11 protein-coding genes, 1 tRNA gene, 1 other RNA gene and 1 pseudogene are annotated in these 16,540 nt (G+C 63.3%); 2 read left to right on the top strand and 12 right to left on the bottom strand.

Translation table 11 applies throughout. From position 1 onward, the window contains the following. Positions 1-10 precede the first annotated feature (10 nt). The 7 genes from Q0K62_RS01885 to ptsP form a co-directional block, all read right to left on the bottom strand. A tRNA-Lys gene (locus Q0K62_RS01885) sits at positions 11-84 on the bottom strand. Between the two features lie 208 nt (positions 85-292). Continuing rightward, complete coding sequence (locus Q0K62_RS01890; protein ID WP_297316295.1) at positions 293-1,813, bottom strand: formate--tetrahydrofolate ligase; 1,521 nt, start codon at positions 1,811-1,813, stop codon at positions 293-295. 155 nt (positions 1,814-1,968) lie between these two features. After that, the gene (locus Q0K62_RS01895; RefSeq protein WP_297316296.1) at positions 1,969-3,495 is read right to left on the bottom strand and encodes a C69 family dipeptidase; all 1,527 of its coding nucleotides are present in this window, start codon (positions 3,493-3,495) and stop codon (positions 1,969-1,971) included. Between the two features lie 457 nt (positions 3,496-3,952). Further along, positions 3,953-5,494 (bottom strand): PTS ascorbate transporter subunit IIC, encoded by a 1,542-nt coding sequence (locus Q0K62_RS01900; protein ID WP_297316297.1) that lies wholly within the window; start codon positions 5,492-5,494, stop codon positions 3,953-3,955. A 114-nt stretch (positions 5,495-5,608) separates the two neighbouring features. Continuing rightward, positions 5,609-5,881: a PTS sugar transporter subunit IIB gene (locus Q0K62_RS01905; protein WP_339350343.1), complete on the bottom strand. Its 273-nt coding sequence runs from the start codon at positions 5,879-5,881 to the stop codon at positions 5,609-5,611. Positions 5,882-5,996: 115 nt separating this feature from the next. Then, complete coding sequence (locus Q0K62_RS01910; protein ID WP_297316299.1) at positions 5,997-6,443, bottom strand: PTS sugar transporter subunit IIA; 447 nt, start codon at positions 6,441-6,443, stop codon at positions 5,997-5,999. Between the two features lie 45 nt (positions 6,444-6,488). After that, positions 6,489-8,141: a phosphoenolpyruvate--protein phosphotransferase gene (gene ptsP, locus Q0K62_RS01915; RefSeq protein ID WP_297316300.1), complete on the bottom strand. Its 1,653-nt coding sequence runs from the start codon at positions 8,139-8,141 to the stop codon at positions 6,489-6,491. Between the two features lie 235 nt (positions 8,142-8,376). Here ptsP and Q0K62_RS01920 point away from each other — a divergent pair, with 235 nt between their 5' ends. Continuing rightward, positions 8,377-8,643 carry an HPr family phosphocarrier protein gene (locus Q0K62_RS01920; protein ID WP_297316301.1) on the top strand — a complete coding sequence of 89 codons (267 nt, stop codon included), beginning with the start codon at positions 8,377-8,379 and terminating at the stop codon, positions 8,641-8,643. A 43-nt stretch (positions 8,644-8,686) separates the two neighbouring features. Beyond that, a complete protein-coding gene (locus Q0K62_RS01925; RefSeq protein WP_297316302.1) occupies positions 8,687-9,748 on the top strand; it encodes a LacI family DNA-binding transcriptional regulator in 1,062 nt (353 codons plus the stop codon). Between the two features lie 10 nt (positions 9,749-9,758). Here the strand turns inward: Q0K62_RS01925 and Q0K62_RS01930 are convergent, their stop codons facing one another. From Q0K62_RS01930 to ffs, 5 genes and pseudogenes are all read right to left on the bottom strand, one after another. Continuing rightward, positions 9,759-10,919, bottom strand: coding sequence for a DNA polymerase III subunit delta' (locus Q0K62_RS01930; RefSeq protein ID WP_297316303.1), 1,161 nt, complete (start codon positions 10,917-10,919; stop codon positions 9,759-9,761). Positions 10,920-11,248: 329 nt separating this feature from the next. Then, positions 11,249-11,902: pseudogene (tmk, locus tag Q0K62_RS01935) on the bottom strand (dTMP kinase); the annotation flags it as partial. Next, positions 11,899-14,832: a type I DNA topoisomerase gene (topA, locus tag Q0K62_RS01940; RefSeq protein ID WP_297316304.1), complete on the bottom strand. Its 2,934-nt coding sequence runs from the start codon at positions 14,830-14,832 to the stop codon at positions 11,899-11,901. The pseudogene tmk and the gene topA, both read right to left, overlap by 4 nt. A gap of 255 nt (positions 14,833-15,087) precedes the next feature. Continuing rightward, complete coding sequence (locus tag Q0K62_RS01945; protein ID WP_297316305.1) at positions 15,088-16,104, bottom strand: phosphatase PAP2 family protein; 1,017 nt, start codon at positions 16,102-16,104, stop codon at positions 15,088-15,090. A 205-nt stretch (positions 16,105-16,309) separates the two neighbouring features. Then, positions 16,310-16,400: signal recognition particle sRNA small type (gene ffs / locus Q0K62_RS01950), an RNA gene on the bottom strand. Between the last annotated feature and the right edge of the window lie 140 nt (positions 16,401-16,540).

Raw genomic sequence — 16,540 nt, forward strand, 5'->3', positions numbered from 1 at the left:
TTTCAGCCTGTGCCCCCACGGGGGCTCGAACCCCGGACACGCTGATTAAGAGTCAGCTGCTCTAGCCAACTGAGCTATAGGGGCGAGTGGCACATAGCTGAGCCAAGATGTAACTATACACGGTTTTCCCCACCTCGCAACACGGCGCGTCACTGAGTACCAAAGAATCAGTCGACGAAACCGGCGGCTGGTTGAAAGAGGAAAAGCTTGGAAAACAAGCAGACCCATGCTGGGATGAGCTGCACATTGCCGGGCCTCCCCACCTTGGCGGGGAGGCCCGGATGATCGGCACTCAGACGATCTTGGGCATGGGGGTGGTCAGGGAGGTGGTCAGGTTGACCTGGAGGAGGCCGGCGCCGGTGTGGGACTCCGCCTTCTTCAGGGTGACCGTCCGCTGGTCCTCGGGGGCCGTATCGTCGTCGGTCATCGTGGCAGGGGATTTGACGGCGACGATGGCCAGATCCTCCAGCTTGACACCGGCCTGGACACAAAGCCGCCTGACCTGGTCCAGGGACTGGCGGAAGCCGTCCTTCTCCACCACCCTGTCGCCGGGAACACCATAGGCGCTCTGAGCGATCCAGCGAATCTGGTCCAGCACGTCCATCCCCCGATGGCTGGCTGTATCGGCATGGACAGCGGACGGGGTCCCCAGAGCGGCAATCAGGCCATCCAGCTGATCCTCCAAGGCCTGACCGCCATCGCGGAAGAGGTTGCCCACAATGGGGTTGCGGAAGCCCAGGTCGGAGGCGGTCCGGCGGAGCTGCCCCACCTGGTCGTCCTCCCCCTCCCAAAGGTTGATCATCGGGAAGGTGGGGATGCCCAGCCCCTCCAAACGGTTGACATGGAAGGGATAACGCCACTGAAGCTTGGGGTCGTCCCGCCAGGTGGTGGCCCGGGTGACGACGACGGCCGCCGCGGGCCATTGGGCCCCGTACTCGCGGGCGGCGATGTCCAGCCACTTCTGGGCACCGGCATCGGCACCGTACCCCGCTTCGACGATGACCACGTCATGGCGGGCACAGGCCATCTGCACACTGACCAGGCTGGGGATGCCGATGGAGACGTTGGCGAAGGGGCCGCAGTGCACATAGACCGGGGACCCCTCAAGGGTTTCGGTGTAGGCCGGCTTGACGGCATCGGTCAGGATACCGGTGATCCGCCAGAGATCGATGAAGTCACCGAACTTGACGGGCCTGCCATCCAGGGTGCCTGCCACCATGTCGGCCACCCGCGTCCCAATCTCCTCCATGCTCCGGGAGAGGACCACGATCTGCATCAGCTCGCAGGTGGGGGTCAGCACGGTCCGCTCGGCCAGGTCGCCCCTGCCGCGGTCCACGGCAATCTGGCGGAGGGAGCGGGAGGGGACCTCGGAGACCCTGGGCACCAGGACCGTATCCAGCTTCCCCTCATCCACGGCCCTCTCGGCGAAGGAGACCAGCAGGTTCTGGGCTGACTCAATGGCCGCCATCTCGCCGCAGAGGCCCCAGTCCACCAGCTCGGGGTGAGTCAGCGAGGCCTTGCCGCCGCCGGAGGCCCCGCCCTTGGACCCTGCCGCCGTAATACCCATGCTGGGCTGACGCAGGACGGCAGCCGCATCCACTCCCCTGGCGCGCAGGGCGTCGATCAGGGCGATGGTGGTGGTGGTCTTGCCCTCACCGCGCGAAGCCTTGAGCGGGGTGTCGGCGGTGACCAGGACCACCTTGCCCTGCTTACGGGGCTTGTCGGGATGCTCCTGGAGATCCTTCAGGTAGCCGAAGGCATCGATCTTGCTGAACAGACCGTATGGCCTGACGAAATCCTCAAAATCGGTCATGGTCTCCCCTTCCTTGGGCCGCGTCATCATGGTGACGCCGGGTCCGTTTTTTGCTCGGTTCTCGTGGTGGACGGTGACCGGGACGACCTGCCGGGGTGGGCAGGCCGGTCCCGGTGATGGCCTCGGTGGAGCGGATAGGCAGATGACCCGCCCACTCACTTGTCAGACAGATGGTAGCCGTTGCGCATGGCCATACTGGCCGTATACAGGACCTCACCCAGGAGGTCGTCGGTCTCCTTGCGGAGCCTGTCGGCCAGATCCTGATTGGCGGCCTCGAGAATCCGGTGGACCTCGAGGTTGTCCGTACCCTGATCGCCCCCCTCCAGGCGGCTCACCTGGTCATCGGCAGCGGCGATCATCCGGTGACCCGCCCCACCCATGTTCTGCTGGTAGCGGTCGATGGCAGCCGAGGTCGAGGCGAAGACCGAGTCGCTCAGGGCGGCGATCAGCCGGTCGGACCAGTAGAGGCTGTCGGTGGAGACCCGGTTGGTCGCCTTGCTCAGGTAGTCGGGCATCCGGTCCACATTGGCGTAGAAGGGAACCAGGGCGTTGAAGGCGTTGGACCCGTACGACATCCACTGGATGGCCCGGCAGGACTCGGGGCGGTAGGGCCGCAGCTGGATGACGGCCAGTTGGTCGTTCCTGTTGATGCCGATGGGACGGAAGAGACCGCGGGTGTGCTCGTCGCCGACCACGCTGTAGGGGTCATAGGGGGTCCCCTGATAGTGGGAACCAAGGAGGTACTTCACGTCCTCGATGGTGACCTTCCGCTCGGGCTGACGGCACCAGGGGATGTTGTCGCTGGTCGGGGTGTGGTCGGCATCAGGACCATCCCAAACCTCGTCGTAGGGGTTGAGGAAGCGCTGCATGTACCAGGCGCGGGGGGTGTTGTAGACGTGGTCGGAATCGCTGTGGGAACCGAAGGCATCTCGCGGATTGAAGGGGGAGGCAGGCTCGACGGCCAGATCCAGGTGGTTGTCGCTGATGAACTCGCGCAGGTCGGCCGAGCACATGTGGTCCTCCTGGTCGCCCAGGGCGTCATCCAGGTCGAACTCGTCGATGCCCAGCTGGTTGGGCATGGTCACGTAGGAGTCATCCGGAACCCGCTTGGCGATCCAGTGATGGCCCCCGATGGTCTCCAGCCACCAGATCTCATCCAGGTCGCTGAAGGCAATACCGTTCATCTCATAGGTGCCGTACTCCTCCAGGAGGGCACCCAGGCGCTGCACGCCCTCCCGGGCGGAATGGATATAGGGGAGGATGATGGTGACCAGATCCTCCTCGCCAATACCACCGGGCACCTCGGCCAGGTAATCATCATCCCCGGGCTTGCCCTGGGCGGGCGCCAGCTCCACCAAGGGGTCGGCCCCCAGAACACGCTCGTTGGTGGTGATGGTCTCGGTGGCCGACATGGCCACGTTGGCGCTGTTGACACCGGCCTCGGCCCAGAGCCCCTGGTCCGGGACGGCATTGGGTACCGAAGTGTAGCGCAGCGGGTTGTCAGGCAGGTCCATGGCCACGTGGCTCAGGACGCTGCGATAATGGCGGGGCTGCTCATCCGGTTCCACCAGGACGAACCGCTTGGGGCGGAACTCCCCGTTGGGCGAGTCCTCATTGCGGGCGATGATGGTTGACCCGTCATAACTGGCCTTCTTGCCGATCAGCAGCGTGGTGCAAGGCATGAAACCGCGCCTTCCTTTCCTCGGTTACTTCCAATCCCGACGAGGAGACCGATCCACAGCCGATAACAACCAGCGGGACGACCCCGCCCGATTCGGGTCGATTTGCGTTGTTTTCACTCTAGTGCCTGGCGCTCCCAACCAAGAGTCGGGTTCCGAGAATGCGTCGAAACCGGAAATGGCTGAAAACCGCTAGGGACAGCCGTCCGGCGCGGCCCTTGAGCTCGGAAAGGCCGACTTTGACAAACGTGAGTTTGGCTACAGACCGCCCAACCAGGAGACTTCAGCAAGGGGCTTGGGACCCAGCAGGATCAACACCCCCTGCTGCCCATCCCCGGTAACCGGCCAGCCCTGGAATACGAAAGCGCCCGGAACCCTCCAGGGAATTCCGGGCACCGGTCTCATGTGCCGTGCGGGTCAATCCGAACCCCGACGGTCAATCGACCATTCCAACCATCGCTCACTCCGCTGAGGAGGCTGCCTTGGAGGCGGCACGGGCGCTCTTGGCGGCGGCACGAGCCTCTTCCTGGGCCTTCTTCTCCTCGGCCTTGACCTCATCGATGAAGGCGGCGTGCCTGGTCGCAGGCATCCAACCGGTGTTGACCACCTTGACCTGCCAGATCCAGGCCAGGGCGAAGATCACGATGGCCAGGAGGACCAGCATCACTGCGCCTGCAGGAATACCGAGCTGGGCGAGTTTGCCCACCACGGTGCCGTACCAGGCGAAGTCCGCGTCCCCGAAGGTCGCATTGGAGAGGCCGAAGCTGCCCAGGACGGTCATCAGGATGGCCGGAAGGAAAGTGATCAGCAGGCCGTTGATGAAGCCGCCGACGATGGCTCCCAGACGACCACCGGTCGCGTTGCCGAAGACGCCGGCACCGCCACCATCGAAGAAGTGGGGAACCATGCCGGGGAGGATCAGGGCCAGACCCCAAACCGGTCCAAGCCAGACGGCGATGATGACCAGAGCGACCAGGCCACCGGCGAAGGATGCCAGGAAGCCGATCAGGGAGGCGTTGGCGCCATAGGGGAAGACAATCGGGATATCCAGGGCGGGGCGGGCACCCGGAACCACCCTGTTGGCGATGCCCTGGAAGGCCGGCACCAACTCACCCAGGATGATACGCACGCCGTAGAGGATGATGCTGACGCCGATACCGAACTGCAGGGCCTGCGCGAAGGCAGCCATGAAGAAGGCTCCCCAGTTGGCCGGATGCGAGGGGAAGATGGCAAAGGCGGTCTTGGCGGGAACCACGATCGCGGCCCAGACGGCGAAGACAAGGTAGAGGACGACCATGAGCAGGGTGGTGGAGACCATGGAGTCGCGCAGGAAGCTCAGCCCCTTGGGGAAGTCGATGTCCTCGGTGGAACGGGACTTCTTGCCCACTGCACTGCCGACGGCACCAGAGACGATGTAGCCCAGGGTGTTGAAGTGGCCGATGGAGAGCTTGTCGCTACCGGTCACTCTGTTCATATAGGGCTGGGCGAAGGCGGGCATGGCCACCATGATCACGCCCATGAGGAGGGCACCGATCAGGATGATCAGCCAGGTGTTGCCCTTGCCGAAGCCGATCGAGAGGACCAGGGCCAGGAGGGTCGACATGAAGACCATGTGGTGGCCGGTCAGGAAGACGTATTTCAGGGGGGTGAACCGCGCCAGAATCAGCATCACGATGAAGCTGAGCACGATGATGTAGGCCGAGGCTGCGCCGAACTGGCTGGAGGCCTGGGCCACGATGACCTCGTTTGTAGGCACCACACCCTGGGCTCCGGTGGCTTTGAAGACCAGCTTGCCGAATGGGTCCAAGGCGTTGGTGACCACGGTCGCGCCTGCACCCAGAATCAGATAGCCCATGGCCGCCTTGAGGGCGCCGGAGATGACCTGACCAGCGCTGCGCTTGAGGGCGATCAGACCAATGGCCGCCACAATACCGATCAGGTAGGCCGGCACATTGAGAATCTCCTGGCTGATGAAATTCAGCACCGCTAGGAAGACGTTCATTTCTGTCCTTCTTCTCTTGTCGTATTGACCGAACGAATCAGTGGACCGCTCCCACCGGGTTCATGAAACCCCGGCCAGGAACACCCACGGAAACATGGAAACAGCGGCCGGGAATCAATCGGCGTACCGCTCCAGAATGCTTTTGATCTCATCCGTATCCATGAAATTCTCAACGGTTTCAACAGGGGTGGTGGTCCCCTCGAGCTCAGGTGCCAGCTGGGGCGAGGTGAGCACCAGATCGTTCATGTTGGCAGTGCCCTTGGCGCTTCCCGCATCGGAGGTGGTCACGTTCACGTCCATGCCCAGGTCCGATGCCACCTGCTCGACGTTGACCTTCAGCAGGACCGAAGTTCCAATCCCGTTTCCGCACACGCAGAGGATATCCATAAGTTGCTCCTTCATTTGATTGAGTACTGCTTTTGCTTCTTGATTCTTGCTTGTTACTGGGTTCTTGCTTGATGGTTCACGTTGGCGTTCGGACGGACACGACCCGGGGCCGACTTCAGGATTCCAGGATGGAACGGATCTGTTCAGGGGTCTGGGCCTGGGCCAGTTCCGCCGTCTTCTCCTTATTGGTCAGGGCACCGGCAATGGCCGACATGACCTGCAGGTGCTCCTGCTCGTCCCGACCGGCCAGACCGATGACCAGGCTGACGGGGTCGTTGGCCTTGTTGCCGAACTCGACCGGGGTGGACAGCCTGACCCAGCTCAGTCCGGTTCCCAGGACGGCGTCACCGGGGCGGGAATGGGCCAGCGCCAGACCGGGGGCGATAACGATGTAGGGCCCCATCTTCTCCACGGTCTCAATCATCTGATCCGTATAGGCATCGGTGGTGAACCCCGAAGCCACCAGACGATCACCTGCCTTGCGGATGGCATCGCGCCAATCCGAGGCAGGCACGTCCAGAGCAAAGGACGAATCAGGAAGGAAGGCTTTGAAATCAGGCATTGCTGCTCCTTTTCCGGGGTTGGTTGAATCTGGACGTATCGGCCTTCACTCCCAGCCGCGCGGATGGTAGAACTCACCATCCAGGGCCCTGGCGGCCTCTTTCTTGGCCTCATCCAGGGTGTACTTGGTGAGCTCGGCCCGAACATCGTCCAGGGCGACGGGGGTCATCGACAGGCTGGTGACGCCGATGCCGGCCAGGACCACGGCCAACTGCGGATCGGCTGCCGCCTCGCCACACACACCCACCGGCATATCGTTGGCCTGGCCGGCATCCGCAATCATCTTGATGGCCCGCAGAACGGCGGGGTGCCAGGGGGTCTGATAGTTGGACACGGAACCGAGGGTCCGGTCCGCGGCCAGGGTGTATTGGGTCAGATCATTGGTGCCGATGCTGACGAAATCAGCCACCTTGGCCACCTTGTCGGCCATCAGGGCGATGGAGGGAACCTCAGCCATGACGCCCACCTTCTTCAGGCCCTTGCTCTTGCCCAGCCGGACGAAATAGTCGGCCTCATGCTCATCGGCCACCATGGGCGCCATGACCCAGAGGTCGGCATCGGTCTGGGCGTCAGCCTGGGCCAAGGCCTCAAGCTGATCATCCAGGACCTGCTTGTGGACTTTGAGGGTGCGCAGACCACGCAGGCCCAGGGCAGGATTGGGCTCGTCGGCCTGGGTCAGAAAGGGCAGGGGCTTGTCGGCACCCGCATCCAGGAGACGGATGACCACCTTGCGTCCGGGGAAGCGTTCCAGGAGGGCCTTGTAGGCCCTGGCCTGCTCCTCCACACCGGGGGCCTGCTCATTGCCCAGGAAGAGGAACTCGGAACGGAAAAGACCCACACCTTCGGCACCGCATTCCAGCGCCGGATCGGCATCGGCGGGCTTGCCCACATTAGCCAGGAGGGGGATCTTATATCCGTCCTTGAGCTGACCGGGCTGACCGCGCAGAGCCTTGGCCTGATCGGCCGCCTGACGGGCGCGCTCCGCGTCGGCGACCTGGCTGTCGGTGGGGTCGGCAATAACCAGACTGGAAGCGGCATCGACAATGACCTGCTGACCATTACGCAGATCCTCGGCACCCTCGGCGCTGACCACCGCAACGATGCCGCGAGACCTGGCCAGGATGGCGGTATGACTTGTGGGGCCACCCTCACTGGTGACGATGGCCAGGACCTTGGTCATATCCAGGCTGGACGTATCGGCCGGTGAAAGGTCGGGGGCAACCAGGACAAATGGGGTGTCGCTCTCGGGAACGCCGGGGGCGGGAACCCCGAGCAGGTCGGCGATGACACGCTGGCCCACGTCATGCAGGTCGTTGGCGCGCTCCCCCATGTAGCCGCCGATCTCCTTGAGCTTCCCCTCGAAGTCGGCGAAAGCCTCGTAAACCGAACGCTCGGCCGTCTTGCCGGCATCCAGGAAGGAACGGATCGAAGTCTTCAGGGCCGGGTCCTGGGCCATCTGGGCCAGGGCCGTCAGGATGGGAGCTGCGTCCTTGGCGCCTTCACCGGCCTGGGCCTTCCGGGCCCGCTCGAGCAGGTCCTGGTTGACCGTGTCCAAGGCCTTGCCGATCCGCTCGAATTCGGCATCGGCAGACAGCTGCTCGGACCTGGCATCGTCACCGGGCACATCCAGTCCGGCCGCCATATGAATGACCGGACCGACAGCGATGCCGCGGCCGATACCCACACCCTGGATTTCCATACTGCACTCCTTAGTGCCTGATCAGATCATTCGGCCAAGCCGGGGACCGACGTGACTGAAGGCGATTGAAACGTCTTTCAAGTATCGCTGTTCAGTATACACATTTTCATTCATTTTTCAACGGTAATCGTTTTCTGACCCTATCTGGGGACATGGTATTATTTTGAGGAGCGTTTACTATCCGCTTCGGTCGGCATCGCTCGTCGACCGAAACTACCTAGGGAGCTGATTCATCATGGCTACTGCACAGCGTTCCGCACTCATCACCGACCCGGTCGGGATTCATGCCCGCCCCGCCTCGGAATTCTCCCAGGCCGCTTCCTCCAGCGGCTGCAAGGTGACCATCGCCAAGGGCGAGGGCACACCGGTCGATGCGGCCAGCATCCTCATGGTCATGAGCCTGGGCATCGCCAAGGGCGACCAGGTCACCATCACGGTCGAGGGCGACCAGGCCGAATCCGTCGCCGACGACCTGATCACGAAGCTGACCGAGGCTGAATAAGACCAGAAGCCGCATCACCCGGAAGGAAGGCTGAACAGGACCCATGGCTCGCAAGGCGGACAGTCAGGTTTCCATCGCCAACGTCGCAGCCATGGCCGGAGTTTCGACCGCCACCGTATCGCGCGTCCTCTCCGGCCACCGGCGCAAGGACGATGAAATCAGCCGCCGAGTCCATGCAGCGGCCGAAAAACTGAACTATTCAGCCAACTTCGCCGCCAGCGCCCTGCGTTCCGAACAGACCAGGACCATCGGCCTGATCATGGCCGGGGCCAACGACGGCCTGACAGGGGCCATCCTGGATCTGGTCAGTCACTGTTTGACCGAACGGGGCCGGTACCTGATGGTGATCTCCGAATCCGACAACCGGACCTGGGAAGCAGCCATCCGATCCCTGACGGCCCGCCAAGTGGAGGGAATCCTGGTCATTCCCTCCATGGACGCGGACCCGACCGACATCCCCCCGGATCTGGGATTGCAGATACCCATCGTCCAGATCGGCGGGCACCCCTTCTCATACCACGCCTGCTGGGTGGGGATGGACCTGGCGGCCTCCATGCGGATGGTCATCACCCACCTGGCCGAGCAGAACGCACAGTCCGTGGCCTTTCTGAGCCGCGACCTGAGCACAAGCGGAGCCACCGATCTCTTCACCACCTTCTACTCCCTGACCAGCACCTTGGACATGGCGCCCGAACCAGAATGGGTCCAGTTCGGCCCCTGCAGCATGCAACGCGGGCACGATGCCGCCAAGGACATCCTCACGACGGGGAGGACACACCCCGATGCCATCGTCTGCGGTGACGACCAATTGGCCCTGGGGGCTCTGATGGCCTGCCAGGAGTTGGGCATCGATGTTCCCGACCAGGTCAAGGTGGTCAGTTTCACCGACAGCCCCACCTGCCAGGTCTGCAAACCGACACTGACCACGGTCAGACCCCCTCTGGAGGGCATCGTCCAAGAGGCGCTCCGTCTCATCGAGACCAACAACCAGACCCTTTTGCCTGCCCATATAGCCCTGGCGCCGGAGCTGGATTGCCGCGAATCGACCTGGTCGCCGCGAACGGGCAGCAGCGACATGACCGAACCGGGCACCTTTCCCTACTGAAGCGGCCGTTTCAAGCCAGAAGGCCGCAGAAGAGGGCTTCGAAGTCAAGCAGGGTGGAACCGTTGGCCGCCAGACGCCGACGGGTCCGGGCTATGATTTCCAGCCGTTCGATGGCACCCTGGCGGGAGAGCTGCACCGAGAGCTCGGCAATGGCCGCACGGTTCTCAAGGTTGACCAATCCGGCCGTCTCCTCGGCCTGGTTCTGGAGAACACCCACATCCCGGTAGACGCTTGAAAGGGTGGTCAGGTTCCGGTCCAGAACATCCCTGGTCAGCCTGGTCACGCGTCGGCGCACCTGGTCCTTGCCCCCGAGGGCGTGGTAGGCACCGCGGAGCTGGCGGGGAATGCGCTCATCCGGTGAGAGTCCGTTGACGGCCCTGAAATCCTGCTCGTCCTGCTTGACCTGTTCGTCGACCGTGTTGACGGCCTGGTCCCGGGCCGCATCGACCACCCGTCCAGCCAGGACCACCGCATCCGAAGCGCGCCGGAGGTTGAGGAGACCCACCACCAGGTCATCACGGTCCGTCAGCACCTGCTCCTTGGTGGCATAGAGCCTGGCAATGCCGATATGCCCCTGGGCCAGGCGGGCCGCCTTGGCCGCCAGAGGGGGCTGCACACCGACCTGGTCGGTCAGGAAACGGGCGACCGCCGTATTGGAGGGGATGGCCAGGTTAATGATCCTGGTCCGCGAACGGATGGTAGGCAGGACGTCCTGGGCGCTGGGGGCGCAGAGGAGCCAGATGGTGTGGGGGGCCGGCTCTTCGATCTCCTTGAGGAGGACGTTGGTGGTCCTCTCCATCATCCGGTCCACGTCCTCGATGATGATGACCCGCCAGGGCGAAGTGGCCGGCATCTGTTCCGAGGTCATGATCAGCTCTCGGACCTCGTCAATACCGATGGTGACCTTGTTGGTGGACAGGACCGTCACATCTGGATAGGTCCCTGCCATGACCTGCTGGGTGATACGACTGGGCCGGTCGCCAAGACCGTGGTCGGGGCTGACCAGGGAGGCCGCAAAGGCCCGGGCCAGGTTCGAGCGTCCGGACCCAGGAGGACCACAGATCAACCAGGACTGGGCTATGGAGTCACGGCTGGAACCTTGGGAGGCCACAACCTGCTTAAGCAGGGCCACCGTCGGCTCCTGGCCGACGATGGCATCCCAGACGCTCACCGCGCCTTCCGCAGGAACCGCGCCCTGAAGAGCCTGTGCGACCTCATGACCGCAGAAGAGGACTGGTCATCATCCTCGTCCCCACCTTCGGAATCCGCCAGATCCTCATCCTGGTCATCTTCCTCGTCGCTGTTCTCGATATCCTCCAGGTCATCATCCTCATCGGCATAGTCGGGGTCCGACTCGTCATCCCCGTCCTGGTAGGCATCCTCGACCAGGCCGTCTGTCCCGTCATCCGAATCCGCGTCAGCATCATCCCCCTCATAGGAGGAATCCCCGGACCCGCCATCCTGGTCGAGAGTGTCGGGTGCCCTGCCCGCCACCAGGCCGTCCAGGTCATCTTGTATCTGCCGCCAGACCTCTTCGACAGGCAGGGAGGCGTCAATGACCACAAACCGGTCGGGCTCCTTCTCGGCCAGACTCAGGAAAGCCTCGCGTACGTTCTGTTGGAAGTCGTCACCGGCTGATTCCAATCGGTCGGGCTCATGGTCCAACCGCAACTTTGACTGGGTGGGATCGGCATCCAGCAGGTAGGTCCGGTTGGGTAGAAGACCGTCGGAGGCCCAGAGGCTCAGCCGTCGGATCACATCGGTCGAGAGCTCGCGACCACCGGCCTGGTAGGCCACGGATGAATCCAGGTACCTGTCGCAGAGAACGATGTCGCCACGGTCCAGGGCCGGCCTGACCACCTGGGCCACGTGCTCGGCACGGTCGGCCGCGTAGAGGAGAGCTTCGGTGCGGGGGGCCAGGTCATCGGTGGAATCGACCACGTCCGTGCCCCCGGTCACTGCCAGGGAGGGGAAGGATGCCATGCCGTGCAGGACCAGTTCCCTGATGGCCAGACCTGCAGGTGTGCCACCCGGCTCCCTGGTTACCAGGGACCTCAGCCCCCGTGCCTGCAGGTAATCGTGGGCCCGCTGGGTCTGGGTCGACTTGCCGGCCCCGTCAACGCCTTCGAAGGATATGAATAATCCGTCGCTCATGCCTTCTTCTCCGTAGTCGTGCTTCTCTTGCGCGTGCTGGTGCTCTTCTTGGCCGTAGTGGCCCTGGTGCGAGTGGTCCTGGTCTTGGAGGTCTTCCCGGTGGTCTTGGGCCTGGCGGCGGAAGACCTGCTCCTGCGCTTCCCGGGGCCTGCCGCCCGTTTCTCGGCCAGGAGGCGGAAGGCCTCCTCAGGTTCGATGGATTGGGCCGTGTACTGCTTGGGCAGGGTCCGGTTGGTCTGACCGTCAGTGATGTAGACCCCGTAGAACCCGTCCTTGATGGTGACCGGCTTGCCGCTTTCCGGATCCTGACCCAGCTCCCTCAGGGGCGGCTTGGCGCTCCCCCGGGAACGGCGACCATACTTGGGCTGGTCGAAGAGGGCCTTGGCTGTGGCCGGGTCGGTCGTGAAGATCTGCCCCTCATCGTTCAGGGACCTGGTTTCGGTGGAGCCATCCTGTTTGGTGGCCGTCAGGTAGGGGCCATACCGGCCGTTGCTGGCAGTGACCGTGGCCTGGTCGATCTGCCCGGTCTTGGCGTCGACCAGATCTATGGTACCCACGGTCCTGGGTAGACTAAGCAACTTCAGGGCCTCGTCCAGGGTCACGGTGTCCGGGTCCATGGTCTTGAAGAGCGAGGCCATCTTGGGCTTGGGAGCCTCGGACTTGCCGGAACGTCCACCCTTGTCCGACCTGGCGGGCTTGACCGGCTTCTTCTCTTCCGCGGCCTGGTCTTCGGGACCGATCAGAGCCACATAGGGACCGAACCGTCCTTTGCGCACCTCAACCCGACCGCCCGTCGCCGGATCGGTTCCCAATTCCCGAGGCCCACCGGCGTTGGAGGCGATAAGCTCATGCCCAGTGGCGGGTGTCAGCTCATCGGGGGCCATGGTCGGGGGCAGGGATGCCCGCCTGGGGTTACCCTCGGCATCCAGATCGGCCGTGTCCTCCAGGTAGGGGCCGTACCGACCCACGCGGACCTGGAGTCCGTCGCCGATTTCAATCGTGTTGATCTTCCGCGCATCAATGTCGCCCAGCTGGGCAACCTGTTCCTGGAGCCCCTGGTGGGCCTGGTCGGCGTTCTCCGCCGCCCCCTGGCCCGAACCGAAGTAGAACCTGGTCAGCCAGTCCTTCCCCTTCTCCTTGCCATGGGCGATCATGTCCAGGCCGTTCTCCATCTGGGCCGTGAACCGGTAGTCCACGTACCGGGGGAAGTTGGTCTCCAGCAGCCTGACCACCGAAAAGGCCAGCCAGGAAGGGATCAGGGCCCGGCCACGTTCATAGACGTAACCGCGGTCGATGATGGTGGAGATGATGCTGGCATAGGTCGATGGACGCCCGATCTCCTTGGCTTCGAGGGTCTTGACCAGGGAGGCTTCGGTGTAGCGGGCCGGGGGCTGGGTCTCATGCCCGTCGGGTTCCACTGAAACGGCCTTGAGCCGGTCCCCCTCCTGCATGGGGGGAAGGGAGCCGTTGTCGACCTCGGAACCGGAGGACTCGACCCCCTCATGCTTCCCGGCGGAACCTCCCCGGGGCTTTTCGGATCCATACCCCATGGCCTTCATAAAACCGGGGAATTCAATGACGGTACCGGATGCCTGGAAGACGGCCTGACCGTTCTGTCCGGCCTGGGCCGAGAGACGGACCGAGGCGGTCGAACCTGTGGCATCGGCCATCTGAGAGGCCAGGGTCCTTCGCCAGATCAGCGTGTAGAGCTTGAGCTGGTCCGGGGGCAGGACGGAAGCCAGATCCTCGGGCCGCCGGAAGGATGACCCTGCCGGGCGGATGCACTCATGGGCCTCCTGGGCACCGGCCGACTTGGTCACGTACTGCTTGGATTTCTCCGAGAGGTATTCGGCCCCGTAGACCCTGGTGACGCTCTGCCGGGCGGCCGCTATGGCCTCCTGGGAAAGGGTGACCGAGTCGGTACGCATGTAGGTGATGAAACCGTTCTCGTAAAGACCCTGGGCGGCCCTCATCGCGGCCCGGGAACTCATCCCCAGCCTGTTGCCTGCAGCCTGCTGCATGGTGGAGGTGGTGAAAGGGGGTTGGGGCCTGCGCCGATAGGGCCTGGTCTCCATGCCCATAACGGTGAAGGGCTGGCCGGCGAGCGCCTTGGCCACCCGATCGGCCTGGGCCTGGTCCATCTGCAGGACCTGGTCCTTGGTGGCCGCGGCGGTCAGCTGCCCGGTGCTGGTGAAGTCCTTGGAAGAGGCCAGACGGCGGTCGTCCAACTGGACCATCTGTGCCCGGAATGTCGTAGGCTGGCCGTCCTCTGCATCGTCGACCGCATCCGGGTCGGCAGCCAGGTTCGCCACCAAGTCCCAGTAGGGGGCACGGATGAAGGCCATCCGTTCCCGTTCCCGCTCGACGATCAACCTGGTGGCCACGGACTGGACACGCCCTGCGCTCAGCCCGGGTCCCACCTTCCGCCAGAGCACCGGCGAGAGCTCATACCCATACAGGCGGTCCAGCACACGTCTGGTCTCCTGGGCGTCGACCATGTTGGCATCCACGTCGCGGGTGTGGTTCAGGGAGTCCTTGATGGCTTCCGGGGTTATCTCATGGAAGACCATCCGCTTGACAGGGACCTTGGGTTTGAGGGTCTGCACCAGGTGCCAGGCTATGGCCTCCCCCTCACGATCCTCATCAGTCGCCAGGTAGAGTTCGTCGGCACCCTTCAGGGCCTTCTTCAGGTCGGAGACGGTCTTTTTCTTCTTGTCGTCCACGATGTAGTAGGGCTTGAACCCGTCGTCCACATCGACCCCGAACCTGCCGTATTCCTTCTTCTGGGAGGCAGGCACCTGGGAGGGCTGGGCCAGGTCACGAATATGACCGACCGAGGCCATGACGGTGTACCCCTTGCCCAGGTACCCACCGATTTTCTTTGCCTTGGTTGGCGACTCAACAATGACGAGCTTATTGCCGGATGCCATGGCCTCTCCTTATATAGGGTGCTTCGCACGCCATCTTACTCACCTGAGGTTGTCATATCGCAAATCAATGCCAATGTGCATGGTTGGGCACGACGGTAACTCGTGTGCATATTCCCCTCGGCGCACTCGGATGAGACTGCGACACACGGCAGGCAGGCAGGGGGCGCAGCAGGCAACCGCAAGGGGAGGAGCTCCAGGGATGACAGGAACGAATCCGCATATCAGCGGTCCTATCCATCAATATCGTCTGCGTTTTCAGTCTTCCCGAGGCGGGGCAGGAGGCTCACCGACCAGGCCCAGCCTGGTCAGGGGGGAGGCGGTCACCTGGCGCATGGCCAGGGCCAGCCCGATCAGGAGGGACAAAAGCGAGGCGATGAGGATGACGGCCGAGCAGTGGGCCCCGTAAAAGGTCCACATGGCACCCATCTCCAGGCCCGAGGAGATCTGCCAGATGACGAAGACCGCATAGAGGGTTCCCAGAATCCCCAGGGTCATCATCATGGTGGAGACGATCTGGACCGAGGCCGATGACATCCGCGTCCCCGGCAAATCCATACCGGAGGAACGGGTGAAGGCCAGCATGATCAGTCCCAGCCCCCCTGCCAGGAGGATGGCCATGACCACGTCGGCCGGACGGTGCCATCCACCCAGAACCAGAGAGCAGCCCACCGAGAGGGTGAAGGCGAATCCGATCAGGGCCACCAGGGCCCGCCAGACCCGGGGCACCACGTAGAGCAGGACCAGGATGGCGGTCACGGCCATGATGGTGTGCCCGGACGGGGCGGAGTTTTCCTTGGTGGACTGAACGTTGATCAGGAGGGGCCGGGGCAGGACCCTCTTGAGAACCCTCCCAACCAGATAGGCAAGCAGGGAGTAAGCCGCCACCTGACCGAGGAGCCACCACCGTTTGCGGACCAGGACGACCACCAGGGCGATCAGACCGACCAGGATGCACATGCCGATGGCCACATTGGGCATGGTGAAGATGCCCAGGTAGGCCTTGATCAGGGGAACCTGCTCGACAAAGCCCTTGAAGTTGGAGATGACCATGTCATCATAGGACTGTCCACTCACGGTGTAAACGGCCAGCCACCAGACACCGACGGAGGCGGCCAGCATCAGCAGACCGAAGACCAGGCAGAGCACGAGGCTGGAAATACGGGGACGGACCGTCAGCGGATCCAGCTTTCTCAAGGCCCGGTCACCCTCGTCGCGCTGATCCTTCGGGTCCTGCTGGTACCAGGCCTGTTCGGCCTGACCTTGATCTTGCATATCGGTCATACCTCCCGACTTTATCCAAACCCCCGGGCCGGGACGCGTTCCCACCGCATAAGAAGTGCATGTCGTTCACAGCAGGACCGGTGATTCCTCCCTCCACGATTCAAACGACCACCGTGACGACCGTGGTTTGGAGTGACTTGCGCGAATTTCCGATACAGCCGGTGGAAGCGAATATGGCAGAACCATCCCAGGCATAAGAAAACTCCCACGCACCCGACAGAGGCCACTTACCCTTGCTGCATTCCTGCCCTGGGGGGATTGGGTGACATAACGCCACGTGAGAGCAAGTCACCATGATAGCAGACCGCACCTATTTGCGCGCGTCAGCGAACGGGAGACTCCGAACGATCCGGTCCGTCGGCTCATAGGTAACAGTTCGGTCCCGTTCCATCAGGGTCACTACCGGTAGCCGAAAGGCTCCGATATC

The sequence above is a fragment of the uncultured Bifidobacterium sp. genome (assembly GCF_945269915.1).
GTDB lineage: Bacteria > Actinomycetota > Actinomycetes > Actinomycetales > Bifidobacteriaceae > Bombiscardovia > Bombiscardovia indica.